Consider the following 19110-nt stretch of genomic DNA (forward strand, 5'->3'; position numbering starts at 1 on the left):
CAGGCGTTCCAACAGTCCAACAGACATAAAAAGGGGCATCATTATGATGCCCCTTTTTATCGTGTTCATGAAGCATTGCGCTGTGTTAGTCAGCAGATTTCTCTACGCCATCCAACTCTTCATAGAGGTTTGGCAAGAAAGCGCCGAGTTCACCGCACATCAGAGAAAGATCAGCATCAAGGCGCTGAGCCATATCTTCACGGTCGATATCTGCGTTTTGGTCGCGTAGCTCTTCAGAGAACTTAATGCGCTTGATAGACATGTCGTCGCAAAGCATCAGATCGATGCGATCTTGCCAATTCAGTGCCAGCTTGGTCACCAACTTTTCCGCTTCGATGTGCGCAAGGATTTCGTCACTCGACAGATCTTGTTGCTTGCAGCGGATCACGCCACCTTGCTCCAAAATCGCTTTCAGCTCAGCTTCATCACCAATGGTGAAACCTTTCGGCGCAGCATTCGAGCGAACCCATTCTGTCATTGCCAGCTCAACAGGCTTGTTGGTTTCAACAGGAACAACAGGAAGGCTGCCCAATGACTTACGCAGCAACGCCAGAATATCTTCCGCTTTTTTAGCGCTACCTGCATCGACAATCACAAAGCCAAGTTTTGGCATGATCAACGCGTAGGTTTGGCTCAAGCGGCTAAAGGCTCGCGGTAGCAAATCCATCACGATGTCATCTTTGATGCTGTCTTTTTCTTTCTTCTTCAGCGGGCGACCTTGTTCTGTTTCCATCGCTTCGACACGTGCATTTAGCGAGTCTTTGATGACAGAAGCAGGAAGCATTTTTTCTTCTTTACGCGCACAGATCAGCAGGTTGCCGTCGCTGACGTGAGTCATCATGTCGCCATGTTTACCTAACGCCGTCGTCCAGCCGAATTTTTGCATGTCTTGGCTGCCGCAAGGCGTGAAGCGAAACTCAGACAATTGCTTCTCAATGTGGTCTGGGTCGAGGTCGATGTCTCGAGTAAGGCGGTAGGCAAAAATATTTTTGAACCAAATCATGACGAGGCTTTATCCATCCGGTAATGACAAAGGCCACATGGTATTGCATTCATCGCAGAATGTCGCTCCAAATGGAGTACAATTTGGCGCAGATCTAAAACAGCGAGCACACAAACGGCAATGAAAATACTTCACACTTCTGACTGGCATTTAGGGCAAAACTTCTTCACGAAAAGTCGTCGAAGCGAGCACCAAGCCTTCCTCGATTGGTTACTTGACCAGATCGATGATCACCAAATCGATGCGGTTATTGTTGCGGGAGATGTGTTTGATACGGGCGCACCGCCAAGTTATGCCCGAGAGCTGTATAACCAATTTGTGGTATCGATTAGTCAACGTCACTGCTCACTGATTGTCTTAGGCGGAAACCATGATTCGGTCTCCACACTAAAAGAATCGAAATCCTTATTGGCCTGCCTTCATACACAAGTGGTGGCCAATACCAGCGACGATCTTCAAGACCAATTACTGACGTTGAAAAACAAAGCAGGCGATGTCGGCGCGATAGTCTGTGCCGTGCCGTTTGTGCGCCCTCGTGATGTCATGACCAGCCGCGCTGGCGAGTCGGGCACTGAAAAACGCCAAGCGTTAGGTGATGCTATCAAGGGCCATTATCACGCGCTTTATCAAGCGGCGGTCGCGCTTCGCGATGAACACCAATGGCAAGTTCCCATTATTACTACCGGGCATTTAACCGCATTGGGTGTGAGCCCGTCTAAATCGGTGCGTGACATCTATATCGGATCGCTCGATGGCTTTGCCGCGGATGGTTTCCCCCCAGCCGACTATATTGCATTGGGGCACATTCATCGGCCTCAAATTGTCGCCAAGTCAGAGCATATTCGTTACAGCGGATCGCCAATCCCTCTTAGCTTTGATGAACTCAAATTTAGCAAGCAAGTCGTGCTGGTGGAATTCGATGGTGAACAGCGTATTGGTATTGAGCCAATCAGTGTTCCGAGCTTTCAGCCTATGGCTGTCCTAAAAGGGTCACTGGAAGAGATCGAGGTACAGCTTTCTGAGTTAAAAGATCATGATGATCCAAAACCTATTTGGTTGCACATAGAAGTCGCGGTGCAAGACTATTTGTCTGACCTGCAGCAATGCATTCAGCTTCTTACCGAAGGCCTAAATGTGGAAGTGCTTCAGCTACAACGTGCTCGCACACAAAAATCGCAAGCGCTGACCCAAGAGGCAAAAGAAACCTTGGCTGAATTAACCCCGCAAGATGTTTTCCAAAAACGCCTCGACTTAGAAGTGTTTGACGGAGAGGTAGAGGATGCACGCAAAGCACGCATTCAAACTCAATTCGCGCAAATCGTCGCGGAAGTTGAGCATGTGGAGGCCAGCGAATGAAAATCCTCAGCTTACGTTTTAAAAACCTGAACTCCCTGAAAGGCGAATGGAAAATTGATTTCACCCAAACGCCATTCGTAGACAATGGTTTGTTTGCCATTACGGGCGCGACCGGTGCAGGTAAAACCACCTTGTTGGACGCTATTTGCTTGGCGCTTTATCACCAAACACCGCGATTGGGGCTGATCTCTACCTCAAGTAACGAAATCATGACTCGCGGCACGGCTGAGTGTGCTGCGGAAGTGGAATTCGAAGTAAAAGGCCACCCGTATCGCGCGTTTTGGAGCATGCGACGTTCTCGCGGCAAGGTTGACGGTAACTTGCAGCAGGCCGATGTTGAGTTGGTCGATGCGAAAACCGACAAGGTGCTGGCAACACAAGTGAAGCAAAAAAATGAGCTGGTGGAAGACATCACAGGTCTCGATTTTTCGCGATTCACGAAATCCATGATGTTGTCGCAAGGCGACTTTGCGGCTTTCTTAAATGCCAAAGAAAACGAACGTGCGGAGTTATTGGAAGAACTCACGGGCACGGAGATCTACGGTCGAATCTCAGAGAAAGTGCACGAGCATTTTGCGGCAGCGAAGCTTTTACTTAGCCAAAAGGAAGCGGAAGCCAAAGGTGTTCAACTGCTGAGTACAGAAGAAGTCGAGGCAGTCGAAAAGGCCTTGGCCGATGTGGATGCTAACCACAAAACCCAGCAAGGACGACAAGTCGAGCTGACGGCTCATCTTGTGTGGTGGAAAGAGCACCACAAGAGCCAGCAAGAAATGACTCAAGCTGAACAGCAGCAACATCTTGCCCAATCAAATTGGGATGCTGCACTGCCGCGCATTGAAAAACTAGAAAACAGTGAACCTGCTGAAAAGCTGCGTATGCCTTACGAATTATGGCAAGCAGCGATGCAGAAAAGTGCATCAAGTGCCGAAGTATTGGCGGCGAAACAGCAAATGCTGTTAACCAGCACAGTCCAAAACGAGACTGCAGAAAAAGCCTTTTCTCAGGCGCAACAAACGTTGACGCAAACAAAAGCGCAGCACCAAGCGCTTGATGCGCTGATCACCGAAAAAGTCATGCCTCTTGATACCGAGATAAAGCACAGCACCCAGCGTCATCAAGACGTCTCTGCGCAGAGCCTAGCACTACAAACCAAGTGTGCTGATCAAACCTCGGTTCGTGATGAAAAAGCGCGAGCTTTAGAGGAGCAAAACCAAGCGCTGGGAGTGGTAACTGCTTACCTTAGCGAGCATCAATCGGCGGGAATGCTCAAGCAGCATCTTGGTCAATGGGCGCAAATGGGTCAGCAGATCCAACAAGAACAATCCGCCATGGGGTCGCTTGCTGAGCAAGAAAAAACGCTCAACGAATCACTGAATGCTGATAAGGCTCGAGCAGAGAAAGATCAGCAGGCGCAGCGTGCCGCAGTTGCAGCTAGTGATTCGGCAAAACGCCACTGGGAAGCCTTGCAGCATGCCTTTGTAGAAGCGACAGCAAAGGGTGATGTGGAAGCCATCGATAAGCAGCGTGAACAGCTCAACACGCAACTCTCAACGCACTTCCAGTTGAGTCAGTGGCAACAGCAGTGGATTGATATCGATAAAGACAATGTCGAGAAACGAACGCTACGTGAACAGCAAACCGTGTTGGCGACAACCCTAGAGCAAGAACTAGTGGCACTTCGTGGTCAGTTCAAGGACAAAAAGCAGCTTATTGACGCGCTAGGCAAACTTGTCAGCCAAGAAGAGCACCTTGCTCAGTACCGCGCAGCACTTCAACCCAATGAACATTGCCCGTTGTGTGGTTCGACCGAACATCCCGCTTTGACTGGTGCGGTGCTGAATGTGTCTGAAACCGTTCAACAGAAAAATAATGCAGAAACAGCATTGGGTCAGTTGGAGGTTACTGGCAAAGAAACCGGCGTGAAGCTGGAGACATGCAAGCGTTACATCACTGAACTTGAGCAGCAATTGGCGCGCGCACAATCACAGCAAGTAGCTTTAGAGCACCAATGGGCTGAAACCTGTGCCGCATTAGGTATTGCATCGACGATACAGCAACAAGACACGTTTGTAGCCTTCAATGAAGAGCAAAAACAAGCCCGAGATACATTGACCCAAACACTGGCTCAGCTAAAAGACCAAGACAAGCACCTTCAACTGGCGAAGCAACAATGGACTGACGCAGAACGCGCTCAATCGGGTGTTGAGCAAGCTCTGTCATTGCTGACGTTAACCATAAAAAATAATGAACAGCAGCTACACCGCTTGCAAGAAGACAAGCGCCTGCGCCTAGACAAACTCGATACCTTACAAGCTGCCTTGAACACCCAAATTGTGGATAGCGGTTACACCGCGCCTGATGCCGACGCGCTATTAATGTGGCTTGAGGAAAGAAAGCAAGATGCGGAGCTGTGGGAGCAAAACGCGCAGCATAAAGACGCACTTGGAAAAGCGGTGGCTTTGTTGGAATCTGAACTCGCTGGCATCTCTCGTGAGTTAATCGCATTGAACGAACAGCGGTTAGGCATGCAAGCGGACAGCGAAAAACTGCTTGGTGTATTGAATGCAGCGAAAGCACAGCGAGACGCGCTATTTGGCGACAAAGTGGCTGAACAAGAACGACAAAATAGTGCAGTGAAATTGGCGAACGCAGAGCAAGCCCTGACGTTATCTCAGCAGCAAGCGCAACAATGCCAAGGTGATTTACGTGCGATACAAGCGGAAGTGAGCAGCTTAGAACAAGCGCTCAATAGCCAGAAAGAAGATACAGCAAACAAAGAAACAACGTGGAATGAACGCTTGGTTGCTTCACCTTTTGCATCACTGGATGCCTTTCAATCAGCCTTATTGCCTGAAGATGAAAAGCAGCAGTTGTTGGCAGAAAAGCGCCAGCTAGAACATGCGTTAGAAGGGGCGAAAGTCTTGCTTCAAAAAGCGCAAAATCATGTGACAGAGGTGTTGGCTCATGAAAACGCAGAGCGATTGCAGCAAACACCACTCGACGAAGTAGAAACTGCGCTTCAGGCGCAAACTGACGTACTCAACCAATTGGCAAAACGCAGTGGTGAGCTAAGTAATGAATTGTCATCTGACAAGCAACGTCGAGAGAATCAACAAGCCTTGTTTGGTGAGATTGAACGTCTTCGCGCAGACTACGATGATATACAGTATTTGCACTCGCTGATTGGCTCACAAAAGGGCGACAAATTCCGAAAATTCGCACAGGGCTTAACATTGGATAACCTGGTGTATCTCGCGAACAAACAGTTGGAGCGTATTCATGGTCGATATCAACTTAATCGCAAGCAGGGCGAAGGGTTAGAGCTCAGTGTGCTCGATACATGGCAGGGCGATATTGAGCGTGATACGAAGACCTTGTCTGGCGGTGAAAGCTTCTTGGTCAGCTTGGCGCTAGCATTGGCACTTTCTGATCTCGTGAGCCACAAAACCAGCATTGATTCTTTGTTCCTTGATGAAGGATTTGGCACGCTAGATAGCGAAACCTTGGATATTGCATTGGATGCGCTTGATAGCTTAAACGCATCAGGCAAGATGATTGGGGTGATCAGTCATATTGAAGCGATGAAAGAGCGGATACCGACACAACTGCGTGTCTCGAAGAAGACAGGATTGGGGATTAGTGAGTTAGAAAGTGACTATCGTATCACGACAGCGTAATCTGCTATAGACCGTATGTTTCGTGGCATGTAGGGATTAATCGACAAAGGTCAACGTTGTCTGGACACGCATTCATAGTTGCGGGTCACAAAAATGTCATATTAAAATCACATAATGGCGCCCATAAATCATAAGTTAACTGGGTATGGAATAATGGTAAGACGGATTCTTGTTGTCGAAGACGAAGCACCAATTCGTGAGATGCTGTGCTTTGTACTAGAACAAAAAGGCTATCAGGCCGTAGAAGCAGAAGACTATGACAGTGCTCTGGAGAAAATCTGCGAGCCTTATCCTGAATTGATCCTGATGGATTGGATGCTGCCGGGTGGATCGGGGATTAACCTGATCAAACATCTCAAGCGAGATGAACTAACACGTCAAATTCCCGTTGTGATGCTAACGGCTCGCGGCGAAGAAGAAGACAAAGTTCGCGGGTTGGAAGTGGGCGCGGATGACTACATCACCAAGCCATTCTCACCAAAAGAGTTGATGGCACGTTTGAAAGCAGTAATGCGCCGTGTTTCGCCAACGTCTTTGGATGACGTGATTGACGTTCAAGGTCTGAAATTAGACCCCGTTTCGCATCGCGTGACGGCGAATGAAAAACCGCTGGATATGGGTCCAACCGAATTTAAGATGTTGCACTTTTTTATGACCCACCAAGAGCGTGTTTATAGCCGAGAGCAACTTCTGAATAATGTTTGGGGTACCAACGTTTATGTAGAAGATCGCACGGTTGACGTACATATTCGTCGCTTGAGAAAGGCGTTGGAAGAAGACGGTCACGATAAACTGGTGCAAACCGTTCGTGGTGCGGGTTATCGCTTCTCAACACGTGCATAGAAAGACATATTACTAGTCATGTTGCTGTCCGATGGCCACTGGATGGCGTGATGGAGACATAGATGGTCGAAAGACTCACATGGAAAAAGCTGGCTCTAGAGCTGGCTTTTTTTTATTTACCTTGGTTCGTGATTGGCTGGTTCTTTGGCGGCTTGTCTTGGTTGTTGCTGATCGCCACCGTGCTGGTCTTGTTGTGGAACTTTTACCACCAACTGAAGCTTTCTGATTGGCTATGGAAAGAGCGTAGCCTCACGCCACCATCAGGCTCAGGCAGTTGGACACCACTTTTCAATGGCATCTATCGCCTCCAAAAGCGTAACCGTCGTCGTCGTAAAGAATTGGCCAACTTGATTCGCCGATTCCGAAACGGTGCTGAATCCTTACCCGATGCCGTCGTCGTGTTTGAACACGATGGTTCGATTGTATGGTGTAACAAGCTGGCACAGGATCTGCTCGGTTTTCGTATGCCAGATGATGCTGGGCAGTATATTGGTAACCTGATCCGCACCCCTGAATTCATTGAGTACCTGAGTCGCGCAGAGTTGGGTGAAGCTTTTGAAATGCGCTCGCCACTGCATGTGTCCAAAACTCTCGAATTTCGTACCATGCCTTATGCCGAAGGTGAATACTTGATGGTGGCGCGTGACATTACGCAGCTCAAGCAACTTGAAGGCATGCGTCGAAACTTCTTTGCCAACGTTTCCCACGAACTGCGAACGCCAATGACGGTATTGCGTGGCTACTTGGAAATGTCCGAAGACCCAGAGATGTTACAAGGCCCAATGTGGGACAAAGCACATGGCGTTATGACAGAGCAGTTAACGCGCATGGAAGGGCTGGTGGAGCAATTGCTGACGTTGTCGAAAATCGAAGCAAGCGCAAAAATTGCCCTCGATCAGACTGTGAATGTCCCCGCGATGTTGGATGTTTTGCAAAAAGAAGCGCAAACACTGAGTGGTGAACATGCGCATGAGTTGGAGTTTGATGTTGACCACTCGCTGAGCGTGCTTGGTGATGATGACCAACTTCGCAGTGCGATTTCCAATTTGGTTTATAACGCGGTCAAACACACACCAGCCAACGCAAAAATTTCGGTTCGTTGGTATCGAACGCCACAAGGCCCACGTCTGGAAGTTAAAGACAGCGGTGAGGGCATCGCACCTCAACACATTGATCGGTTAACAGAGCGTTTTTACCGCGTCGATAAAGCCCGTTCGCGAGAAACTGGCGGGAGTGGTTTAGGGCTAGCCATTGTAAAACACGCGCTGAATCATCATGAATCTGAACTGGAAATAAGCAGCAAGGTCGGAAAGGGGAGCGTGTTTTCGTTTACCTTGCCGGAGCGTTTAGCATGCTAAAATACGCTCTCGTTTTTATCGCGTTTTTATCTTGGTGCTGCACGGCTAACGCTGATGACCACCTTCCGATTTATCATCGAGCGGATAATATCTCAGGTAACCTTTCGACTGTGGGTTCGGACACGCTGGCGAATTTGGTCACTCAGTGGGGGGCTTTGTTTAAAAAGTACTACCCCAGTGTCAACGTTCAAATCCAAACGTCAGGCTCATCGACGGCCGTTCCGGCGTTGATTGAAGCAACGGCACAATTTGGCACCATGAGCCGTCAAATGCGTCCACGAGAAGTCGCGTTATTTGAGCGAAAATATGGCTATCCGCCAACGGCGATTAAAGTGGCGATTGATGCGATGGCTATTTTTGTTCATCAGGATAACCCGCTAACTGCCCTTGATTTGACACAAGTCGATGCACTGTTTTCTGAGACCTTGCGTTGCGGCTCAACGGAGCGTTTTGAAAAATGGGGGCAACTGGGGCTTGGCGGTAGCTGGGACAAGCGCAATATTCAGCTCTTTGGGCGTAACTCAGTGTCTGGGACCTACGGTTTCTTTAAAGATAAAGCCTTGTGTGATGGTGATTTCCGCGCCGATGTGAACGAGCAGCCTGGCTCTGCATCGGTAGTGCAGTCAGTGAGTACCTCGCTAAATGCTATTGGTTATGCAGGCGTTGGGTATCGCACGGCGGGGTCGAAAATGCTTCCATTAGTAGTTGATGGAGAGCAGGTGTTCGCCACTGTTGATAACGTCACATCGGGCGAGTACCCGCTGTCGCGCTATTTATATGTGTATGTGAACAAGGTACCGGACAAGCCATTAGCACCGCTAGAGTCGGAATTTGTTGAGCTGATCCTATCTCGTCAGGGGCAGGCGCTAGCAGCAGGTGAAGGCTTTGTGCCATTGCCAGCAAGTGTGATCGAAGAGCAGCGCAAAGTGTTAGGGTTATAGGTTGTAAGTCTGACACTAAACAATGAATCAATAACAACAAAGCCGATAGGGTCGACCTTATCGGCTTTGTTGTTATTTGCTAGGAGGCTTCGATGGCTAGCGTCCATCCAGCGGATTGCCAGTAGATTTGCTCGGTGGCAAGGTCTGCGGCAAGCAAGCGATTCTGGTTAAGCCAATTTTCAGGGAAGTGTAATGTCCAGTGGTCGTCATTGGCGATGAGTTTTACATCGGGTAACTCGTCTCCTGAACGTTGAACATTGAGCACGCAAGCAAGTCGCAACGCGCGTACCAGTGGGAAAATATGCTTGAGTTTAAACAACGTGAACTCAGGCATCTCTCCCAGTTTTAGAGCTTTGCGATGAAAGCGAGTGAGCGTCGCTAATACGGTTTGTTGCTCTTGGTTAAATCCTGGCAAATTGGTGTTTTGTAAGATGTAAGCAGAGTGCTTGTGAAAGCCTGAATGCGAAATACTGAGCCCCACTTCATGCAGCAATGCAGCCCAGCTCAACAAAATAGCCAGTTCTGCTTTTTTGCTATTTAGCTGAGGTTCCGCCTGCAAATAGAACTTCTCTGCCGCTTGCTGCACATTGTCTGCATGTGTTTGGTCGATGTGATAACGTTCGGCGAGATCGGCCGCCGTTCGGCTTCGGATGTCACTGTGTTGGAATCTGTCTTCCATTTCATAAAGTAGCCCTTCTCTCAACGCACCGTCTGAGAACACCATTTTCTGAATGTTCAATGCATGGAATACACCGGAGAGAATGGCGAGGCCTGAAGCAAAAACGGGTTGCCTGTCTGGAGAGAGGCCAGGAAGAGAGAGTTCTTCGCAGGATTTAAACGTGAGGACTTGGTCAATCAAGTTGTCGAGACGTTTTCGGGTGATAATGCCATCTTCATGACCGCTGGCAATTAAAACTTCCCGTATCGATTTTATCGTTCCCGATGAGCCCACGGCTTCGTCCCAGCCACGCTTAATATACTGTCTAGCGATGCTTTCTAGTTTCAACTCAGCGGCGAGTTGTGCGGATGCAAAGCGTTTGATTGAGAGTTGTCCATCTTTGAAAAATTGTTCGTTAAAACTGACGCAGCCCATACGCTTGCTGTTAACCAATGAGGGGGTAAACCCTTTGCCGATAACGAGTTCGGTACTGCCTCCGCCGATATCAACCACCAACTTTTGACCTTCTCCCGGCTGAGTATGACTGACGCCTAGATAAATTAGCCGAGCTTCTTCAACACCAGGAATGATTTCGATCGGATAAGGAAAGACGTGCTGTGCGCGCTGGAGAAAAATGTGGCTGTTCTTGGCTTCACGCAATGTAAATGTTGCCGCGGTGCGCACGTTTTCTTGGTTGAACCCTTGTAAGCGTTCGGCGAACATTTTTAGGCATTCAATGCCGCGGTTGATAGCGGCATTATCAATGTTAAGTTGCTCATCAAAGCCAGCGGCAAGCCGAACGCGTTGCTTGTGTCGGCTAACAATTTGCAACCCTTGCCCGACAACACGAGCAACGACCATATGAAAACTGTTTGAGCCGAGATCAATCGCGGCAATTTCGCGTGGTTTTTCTGTATTGGTGGTTTCACTCATTCTTCTGCTTGTCCGCTAACCGTCGTCTTTCTGTTCTCTCTATTTGTTTAAGGTAATCGTAAATTTCAACCTGTGATCGTATTTTTTTGCGATTTCCGCGTTTTACATAAGCATTGGACATGTCTTTATCCAAAACACGGGCTTTGGCGCGGTCGGAAAACTGAATTTCTAAGATTTCCATAATGCGGTCTTTTAAGCGCTGATCTTTTATCGGGGTTGCCACTTCTATTCGGTTATCGATATTGCGCGTCATCCAGTCGGCAGAAGATATGAAGACGTCACGATCGCCGCCATTTTCAAACGCAAAAACGCGCGGGTGTTCGAGAAAGCGGTCAACGATACTGATTGCTTTGATGTTTTGGCTAAGTCCTTTTACCCCAGGGATGAGGGAGCACATGCCACGTATAATCATTCGTATTTTGACACCTTCGTTGCTGGCTTTGTACAGCATGTCGACAAGCCCTGTATCAACCAAATTGTTAACCTTTAGGGTGATGCCCGCTTTTCGTTTTGCTTTGGCGTGCTCTATTTCACGCTCAATAAGGCGATACAGTCGGTTTCTTGAGTTGCGCGGCGACACTATTAGATGATTGAACTTGACCGGCTTGTAAGGATTTTCGATGAAGTTGAAAACCTTTCTCACTTCAGTCGTGAGTGATTTATCTGCGGTGAACAAGGAGAAATCAGTATAAATTCTGGCGGTTTTTTCGTGAAAATTGCCCGTGCCAATATGGGCATATTCGCGCAAGCCATCGTCTTCTCGACGTGAGATGAGACAGAGCTTGGAGTGTATTTTTAACCCTGGCGTGCCAAAGACAACTTTGACACCAGCATCGGTTAAAACTCGCGCCCATTCGATGTTGGCTTCTTCATCAAATCGCGCTTGCAGTTCAACGACCACAGTAACCCGTTTGCCATTATTGGCAGCATCGATCATTGAGTTGATGATCCGACTGTTTTTGGCGACACGATAAACATTAATGCGGATGCTTCGAACTTTGGGATCGTAGGATGCCTGACGAACCAACTCGGTCATATGTCTGAAGGTGTGATAAGGGTAGTGCAGCAATATATCGCGCTGGCGAATAGCATCAAACGCATTGGATGTTTGCCTGAAATCGGCGGACTCTATCGGCGGTAGTGGTGGGTTTTCTAAGTAACGCATCCCCACGTTTGGAAAGCCGATAAAGTCTTTGAAGTTGTGGTAGCGGGCGCCGGGTAATACGCTGTCATAGTCCGAGATACGCAGCATCTTGATGATGCGTTTAACCATAGCTTTGGGCATGTCTCTTTGGTAGACAAAACGTACGGGCAATGCCGTCAAGCGTTGGTCCAAGCTGTCGGACATGTTTTCTAACAGGCTGTGATCAACTTCGTTAGTCAGGTCATACTCAGCATCCCTTGTCATTTTCATGGCAAAGGCTTCAATGCTGTCGTAATCGAAGAAACCATCAAAAATTTCGTCAAGACAAAGACGAATGATGTTATCGAGCAAGATGATTGTCTTGCGACGGCGCCGACCTTTTGGCTCTGGCACTTTAATAAAGCGCTCGATTTCATCAGTGGGAATTTCGATCAATGCGTAACGTGTCGCTTGTCCTTCTTTTTTGAGTTCGACAACGAGGTAGGAATAAGCGTCCTTAAGGAATGACAGCAAATCCATGTCATCAGTCAGTATGATTGGGGTGATATGGGGAAGAAGATTGCTGACAAAGTGCCTTTTCAACCAATTTTTTTGGTATTCCGTCAACTGTAATTCGTTGACTAGGAATATATGGCGACGTGCCATTTCCAGTAAAATGTCGTTGTAGAGGTGGTCAAAATCCTGATTGAGCTTGAGTACTTTGTCTTGAATTTTACTAAGTAGTTCTTTAGCTGTTCCGTCAATTCCTTGCTCTTCATTGATCAAGATTCGACGTTTAACATCTGCAAAGCGGACTTGGTAAAACTCATCTAAATTGCTTGAGAAAATACCCAGAAAGCGCACTCTTTCAATGATGGGAACACTCTTGTCTGCTGCTTCTTGCAGCACCCTTTCATTAAAGGATAACCAGCTGAGTTCTTTGTCTATATAGCAATTATTGGCGCTCATTCTTCCCTGTTCCTGTTACTAAATGTCGTTAGCGTCAAACTCAACGATCAAATCGTCAGATAGGCCTTCCAATGCTTCTCCGAGATCATCTAATGATGTTGTGTTGGCAATATCTAAATCAAAATCGGCAGTGAAAATCATGCCACCCGAATTCGCCGCGCTTTGTGCGTTGGTTTCGAGGTTATTAATGTTTATGCCGAATTTTGCAATTTCTCGAGTGACCTCCTGAATAATCCCCGGTCTATCATTACCGGTGACGGTCAGTGAGTGTGTTGTGGAGTCAGGCTCCGATTGGTGAGGTGCGTCGGCGATAAGCACGTCGAGTTCAGGGATCTTGTTAAGTGCGAGAGACAGCGATTTTGCATCGTCATCTTTAATGTCAACTTGAATGATCCCTGCAAATTTTCCAGCGAGTTTGCTAAGACTACTGGCCTGCCAACTGCCATGATGTTGAAAGACTGTGTCGGAAAGTGTTTCTACGAGGCCAGGACGATCAGTGCCGATTAAGGTGATAACTAACTGCTTCATGGTTGATCCTTAACGTTTACAGCGGGAGGAGATTTCATTATTGGAGTTGTATGAAAGCCTGTCTACTGCTGCTTTAATGAGCACTTCCTTTCTGTGCCTCACATCAATGTTAGAGAAGCCTAGACACAAATTGTGACACTTTTATTTCACTTGGTTGACTAAGTATGTTTTTCTGTACTGTCACATTTATGTCATCAAAAAGAAATATTATGTATCGCTTAACTTAGGAAAAGAGGTACCAATGGCAAACGCCACACATTCGCTGATGCAAGGAGACCCTCGTCGGCGTATTAAGGATAAGTTGGCTCGTCTATCTGTGACCGGTGGCGGCCTTGTGGTGTTGTTCGCGCTATTGCTGATCTTTTTCTACCTCGCCTATGTGGTTTTGCCGCTATTCAAAAGCCCTGACGTTACTCTCAGTGAACAGCTTGATTTAAACGTGTCAGGTGCGCCTGTTCAAATTGGGGTCGATGAAAACAATCAACTTGGTTTTCGCTATTCTGATGCGGGTGACTTGACGGTATTTTCACTGCGCGGCGATCATGATGTCTTAGTTAATAGGCAGGTCGCATCATCTCCTACAAGCTTTTTTGCACAAGATGCGTCTACGGGTTTCAGCGCTTATGGCTCTGATGATGGAAGTGTGTCTTTTCAGAGATTGCGTTTTGTTGCGCACTACAACGATGGCGCTCGTCATTTCACCCCTGATGTTCATGTACTCGACACCTTGCAACTTGGCGATGTCGACCAGACGGTTTCTAGTCTCTCTTTTTCCATAAATGGTAATGAGCGCGTGGTGGCTGGTGTGGTAGGCGACACCGTCAACATTGTTACTGAGGTCGAGGCGATTGAACGTCTTCGCGTTGCTATTCCATCAGAAAAAACCGCAACGGTCTTAGTCACCCCCAATGGGCGAAAGCTCTTTGAAATGGTGGGGGACGAACTGAACATCTATAACCTTTCAACGACCAAGCTAGCATTGCGTGAAACCGTGAACATTAAAGATGTGACGGGTCAAAAACCTATTTCGATGACCTTGCTTGCTGGTGGTCACTCTCTTTTGATTCGTCTTGAGGACGGACGCATCGGTCAGTGGTTTGATGTGGTGAAATCCAACACAAGAACTTTGACCATGGTGCGGGAGTTTTCAACGCCGAAAGGACGTCTAGCGGTTGAAGCGCATCGTAATGTGTTTACTAACCTTGCCGATAATGGTGAGTTGTCTCTTTGGCATGCGCCAAGTGAGTCATGGGACGATTTTGAGTTTTTGACTTTGTCTGGTGGTGTCGAAGCCCTGACGTTTTCACCTCGCGCTGACCGTCTCTTGGTTGAGCAAGCACAGCGACTCACTGTACTCGATGTCGATAATTCGCATCCTGATGTGAGTATTACTTCACTTTGGAAAGAGATTTGGTACGAAGGTTATAGCGAACCAGATTATGTGTGGCAGTCAACGTCAGGGAGTGATGCGTTTGAAGGTAAACTGAGCGCAGTACCTGTGGTATTCGGTACCATCAAAGTTGCAGCTTATGCCCTGATTTTTGCAATTCCGATGGCGGTGGGTGGAGCGATTTACACGGCTTACTTTATGCCATCAGGTTTGCGAAAAGTCGTGAAGCCAACCATTGAAATCATGGAAGCTTTGCCCACGGTTATTCTCGGTTTTCTTGCGGGCCTTTGGTTGGCACCCATTGTCGAATCGCATTTACCTGCCATGTTTATCATTTTCTTTGCGATGCCTGTGTCTTTCTTGCTGACGGCGGTGGTTTGGACTTATATACCACGCGGTTGGCGTAAGAGAGTGCCTGCGGGTGGCCACCTCATCATTTTAGTGCCTTTGATCTTGATAATCGGTTTCTCTGCATTTTCTCTGGGGCCTTGGGTTGAGCAAACCTTCTTAGGTGGCGATAGTCGTGTATTTGTGACGGACGTGCTCGGTGTGAATTTCGACCAACGCAATGCCATTGTGGTTGGTATCGCGATGGGCTTTGCGGTGATACCAACCATATTCACGATTGCTGAAGATGCTATTTTCTCTGTACCCAGCCATTTGACTAATGGGTCTTTAGCGCTTGGTGCGACTCATTGGCAAACCCTCACTCGCGTGGTGTTACTAACAGCAAGTCCAGGGGTGTTTTCTGCGGTGATGATGGGGTTAGGTCGCGCGGTGGGTGAAACCATGATTGTATTGATGGCAACGGGGAACACACCGTTGATGGAATGGAATCCGTTCGAAGGTTTGCGTACGCTCTCTGCCAATATTGCTGTTGAAATGCCGGAGTCCGAAGTCGGCAGTTCGCATTATCGGGTATTATTCCTGACCGCCTTCATTCTGTTTAGTTTTACTTTTTTGATTAATACGGTGGCAGAGTTTGTACGCCAGCAGCTACGAGAAAAATACCGTGCGTTGTAATGTCTCCATGCCGATAGATATCTCGTTCCTTCAGGGGAGTGTAGATGTTTAAGCGATTGAACAGCAGTTCGCCTTGGGTGTGGATGACCGCAGGCATGGTCAGTTTGTGCTTGGTCGCGGTATTGGGTGTGATGCTTTTGATTGGCTGGAAAGGGTTAGCCTATTTTTGGCCAGCGCCAGTATATGAATTCCAAGTAAAAACACTGCAGGGTGAAGAGACCCTGTTTGGCGAGATCTATGGCATTGAGTCTGTGTCATCTCTCCAGTTGAAAGAAGCAGGCGTTGACGTTAGTCCAGAATTTCAACTCGACCAAAATCGACTTTTGATAAAAATTGCAAATCGTGAGCGTGAGGCTCATGACTTTGTTTCTGTGCTCGAACAAAACATTCTATCTCAAACACTTCGTGCTGATATTGCCGTCATTGAACGCACTGAACATGGCGTGTTCTTTGGTATTCCTGTTGGCTTCATGGAAAATGGAGCGATTGTCGACAGGGATGTGAGCCCTGCCTTCTATGAAGAAAAGATAGATGTCGCCGAACAACAGCGAACAGCGATTTCAACACTGGAATACAGTGAGATAGAGAAGGTAAATCGACAGCTAAATGCGATAAAAACGGAAGCCCAGTCCTATCAAAAAGCGGACCAATCTATTCCTCAATTCGTTTCTGATGAAATTGCGATACTGACTCAGCGTTATGATGCGCTGGAGACGTCTTTAATGACGCTACGCACTGCTCACGCGCTGGATTATTTATTGGTAAAAGACCGCAACGGCAATTCGGTGAAAGTCCCGCTAAATAATGTTTTAGCCATGTGGTATCCCAATGCAATGAGTGGGCCCGAAAAGCTCTTTCAGTGGGCGCATCAAATTCTACGGTTTGTGACTGAGAACCCACGAGAAGCGAACTCTGAAGGTGGTGTGTTCCCCGCTATATTTGGCACTGTGCTAATGGTGCTATTGATGTCGATAATGGTGACGCCTCTTGGGGTGCTAGCTGCTGTATATCTTCATGAATATGCGGGAAAGAATGCGTTTACTCGCCTCGTTCGGATTGCAGTGGTCAATTTGGCCGGTGTCCCGTCTATAGTATATGGCGTTTTTGGGCTTGGTTTTTTTGTTTACTTTGTCGGCGGAAATATCGACGACCTGTTTTATTCGGATACGCTACCTAACCCAACATTTGGTACGCCGGGGCTACTTTGGTCATCATTAACTTTGGCAATTTTAACGCTCCCTGTTGTGATTGTATCGACGGAAGAGGGCTTGACGCGAATTCCTCTCTCGGTTCGTCATGGGTCGATGGCATTGGGAGCGACGCAAGCGGAGACTTTGTGGCGAATCGTTTTGCCTATGGCAAGCCCAGCGATCATGACAGGGTTAATTCTTGCGATTGCAAGGGCCGCGGGCGAAGTGGCTCCCTTGATGTTGGTTGGGGTGGTGAAAGTCGCGCCAAGCCTTCCTTTGGATGGTAATTTTCCGTTTCTGCATTTGGATCGGAAGTTTATGCACTTGGGATATCATGTTTATGATGTCGGCTTCCAAAGCCCAAATATCGAAGCGGCACGTCCCTTGGTATATGCAACGTCTCTGCTTTTGGTTACTGTGATAGTGAGCTTAAACCTCGCGGCAATCTCTATTCGTAATCATCTTCGTGAAAAATACCGCGCGCTCGAACAAGAACTGTAGGATCCCGAAAGGAACAATCAACGACATGATATCCATCAATGCCAATATCGGACTACCTGGGCCAATTGACTTGTCATCACTCTCTGATGAGCAGACCGCGCTGGTCATCCAAAATCTCGATTTGTATTACGGCAATACGCAGGCATTGTTCGATATCAATATGCGTATTCCAAAGGGAAAAGTGACCGCATTTATCGGTCCTTCGGGGTGCGGTAAATCGACACTTCTTCGCTGTATCAACCGCATGAACGATCTCGTGGACGGATGCCGTGTAACTGGCGAAATTTTGCTACATGGTACGAACGTTTATGACGAAGCTATTGATGTACCAGCGCTACGCCGAAAAGTCGGCATGGTATTTCAACGTCCAAATCCGTTTCCAAAATCGATATATGAAAACGTGATTTACGGCCTTCGATTGCAGGGAGTCAAGAATGTTAGAACCCTAGATGATGCAGTCGAGCGCTCGCTTCGTGCGGCAGCCCTCTGGGATGAAGTGAAAGACAGGCTTCAAGACAATGCGTTTGGTTTGTCTGGCGGTCAGCAACAGCGCCTTGTCATTGCTCGCGCGATTGCGATTGAGCCTGAGGTCTTGTTGTTGGATGAACCCACCTCGGCGCTAGACCCGATTTCTACGTTAACCATTGAAGAACTGATAAACGATTTAAAGCGCAAATATACTGTGGTCATCGTCACTCACAATATGCAGCAAGCGGCGCGTGTCTCGGATCAGACAGCATTTATTAACTTAGGTAAACTGGTAGAATACGCAGATACAGACACACTCTTCACGACGCCGAAAAGTAAGCAAACTGAAGACTATATCACTGGCCGTTACGGCTAAAGGATTCGGACCTGATGGACAATCATAATTTCAGTCGACATATATCGGGCCAGTTTAATGCTGAGCTGGAATCCATTCGTACGCATGTTCTTGCGATGGGTGGTTTGGTTGAAAGACAGCTGACAGACGCACTTCGTGCTATGCATTATCAAGATGTCGAGCTTGCCAAACAGGTTATCCGAGAAGATCACAAAGTGAATTCGATGGAAGTGGCGATCGATGAAGCCTGTACGCGAATCATCGCGAAGCGTCAGCCCACCGCGGGTGATCTGCGGTTGGTGATTGCTATTATCAAGACGATTACTGATCTTGAGCGTATTGGTGATGTAGCCGATAGCATTGCGAAAATGGCACTGGATAATTTCTCGAACCATCAGCAACCGTTTCTTGTTTCGCTAGAAAACTTAGGCCACAAAGCCGCGCGTATGCTTCATGATGTGCTGGATGCGTTCGCACGCATGGACGTTGATGCAGCGATGAAGGTGTATCACAGCGATGATCATTTGGATAAAGAGTATGAAGCGATCATCCGTCAGTTGATGACCTATATGATGGAAGATCCGCGCTCAATACCTAATGTGCTCAAGGTGATGTGGTCTGCACGCGCCATCGAGCGAGTGGGTGATCGCTGCCAGAATATCTGTGAGTACATTATCTACTTTGTTAAAGGTAAAGATATTCGTCATACCAACAAAGAGCAGCTTGAGAAAATGTTGAAGTAGGCGATGCGCTTTCGTCTTTAAGTCCTAAGTTAAGTTGAGGCAGACGGCGGA

13 protein-coding genes are annotated in these 19110 nt (G+C 47.7%); 9 read left to right on the forward strand and 4 right to left on the reverse strand.

Annotated features, from left to right (window positions below):
• Positions 1 to 85: 85 nt before the first annotated feature.
• Positions 86 to 1000, reverse strand: coding sequence for a recombination-associated protein RdgC (gene rdgC, locus L4D06_RS24080; RefSeq protein WP_429741997.1), 915 nt, complete (start codon positions 998 to 1000; stop codon positions 86 to 88).
• A gap of 123 nt (positions 1001 to 1123) precedes the next feature.
• On the opposite strand from rdgC, the gene sbcD reads away from it, so the two are divergent.
• The 5 genes from sbcD (at position 1124) to L4D06_RS24105 (ending at position 9178) form a co-directional block, all read left to right on the forward strand.
• On the forward strand, positions 1124 to 2359 hold the full coding sequence (gene sbcD, locus L4D06_RS24085; RefSeq protein WP_429741968.1) for an exonuclease subunit SbcD: 1236 nt from the start codon (positions 1124 to 1126) through the stop codon (positions 2357 to 2359).
• Entirely contained in the window at positions 2356 to 6036 is a 3681-nt protein-coding gene (locus L4D06_RS24090; protein ID WP_429741970.1) for an AAA family ATPase, read from the forward strand. Before sbcD ends, L4D06_RS24090 begins: the two co-directional genes overlap by 4 nt.
• Positions 6037 to 6189: 153 nt before the next feature.
• On the forward strand, positions 6190 to 6879 hold the full coding sequence (gene phoB, locus L4D06_RS24095) for a phosphate regulon transcriptional regulator PhoB (protein WP_016960564.1): 690 nt from the start codon (positions 6190 to 6192) through the stop codon (positions 6877 to 6879).
• 62 nt (positions 6880 to 6941) lie between these two features.
• Positions 6942 to 8237 carry a phosphate regulon sensor histidine kinase PhoR gene (gene phoR / locus L4D06_RS24100; protein ID WP_274166725.1) on the forward strand — a complete coding sequence of 432 codons (1296 nt, stop codon included), beginning with the start codon at positions 6942 to 6944 and terminating at the stop codon, positions 8235 to 8237.
• Entirely contained in the window at positions 8231 to 9178 is a 948-nt protein-coding gene (locus L4D06_RS24105) for a PstS family phosphate ABC transporter substrate-binding protein (RefSeq protein WP_429741972.1), read from the forward strand. Before phoR ends, L4D06_RS24105 begins: the two co-directional genes overlap by 7 nt.
• Positions 9179 to 9257: 79 nt before the next feature.
• On the opposite strand, the gene ppx is transcribed toward L4D06_RS24105, so the two are convergent.
• Genes ppx through L4D06_RS24120 form a run of 3 tightly spaced genes read right to left on the reverse strand, consistent with a single transcriptional unit; the run spans position 9258 to position 13389 of the window.
• Positions 9258 to 10769 carry an exopolyphosphatase gene (gene ppx / locus L4D06_RS24110; protein ID WP_429741974.1) on the reverse strand — a complete coding sequence of 504 codons (1512 nt, stop codon included), beginning with the start codon at positions 10767 to 10769 and terminating at the stop codon, positions 9258 to 9260.
• The gene (ppk1, locus tag L4D06_RS24115; RefSeq protein WP_274166722.1) at positions 10762 to 12861 is read right to left on the reverse strand and encodes a polyphosphate kinase 1; all 2100 of its coding nucleotides are present in this window, start codon (positions 12859 to 12861) and stop codon (positions 10762 to 10764) included. Before ppk1 ends, ppx begins: the two co-directional genes overlap by 8 nt.
• Positions 12862 to 12879: 18 nt before the next feature.
• The gene (locus L4D06_RS24120; protein ID WP_274166721.1) at positions 12880 to 13389 is read right to left on the reverse strand and encodes a glycine cleavage system transcriptional repressor; all 510 of its coding nucleotides are present in this window, start codon (positions 13387 to 13389) and stop codon (positions 12880 to 12882) included.
• A gap of 241 nt (positions 13390 to 13630) precedes the next feature.
• On the opposite strand from L4D06_RS24120, the gene L4D06_RS24125 reads away from it, so the two are divergent.
• Genes L4D06_RS24125 through phoU form a run of 4 tightly spaced genes read left to right on the forward strand, consistent with a single transcriptional unit; the run spans position 13631 to position 19059 of the window.
• Positions 13631 to 15802: an ABC transporter permease subunit gene (locus tag L4D06_RS24125; RefSeq protein ID WP_429741976.1), complete on the forward strand. Its 2172-nt coding sequence runs from the start codon at positions 13631 to 13633 to the stop codon at positions 15800 to 15802.
• A gap of 44 nt (positions 15803 to 15846) precedes the next feature.
• Complete coding sequence (gene pstA / locus L4D06_RS24130; RefSeq protein WP_429741978.1) at positions 15847 to 17493, forward strand: phosphate ABC transporter permease PstA; 1647 nt, start codon at positions 15847 to 15849, stop codon at positions 17491 to 17493.
• A 25-nt stretch (positions 17494 to 17518) separates the two neighbouring features.
• Positions 17519 to 18337: a phosphate ABC transporter ATP-binding protein PstB gene (pstB, locus tag L4D06_RS24135; protein ID WP_429741980.1), complete on the forward strand. Its 819-nt coding sequence runs from the start codon at positions 17519 to 17521 to the stop codon at positions 18335 to 18337.
• Between the two features lie 14 nt (positions 18338 to 18351).
• Complete coding sequence (gene phoU, locus L4D06_RS24140) at positions 18352 to 19059, forward strand: phosphate signaling complex protein PhoU (RefSeq protein WP_028024592.1); 708 nt, start codon at positions 18352 to 18354, stop codon at positions 19057 to 19059.
• Positions 19060 to 19110: the final 51 nt, after the last annotated feature.

This window comes from Enterovibrio makurazakiensis, from assembly GCF_050336585.1.
GTDB lineage: Bacteria > Pseudomonadota > Gammaproteobacteria > Enterobacterales > Vibrionaceae > Enterovibrio > Enterovibrio gelatinilyticus.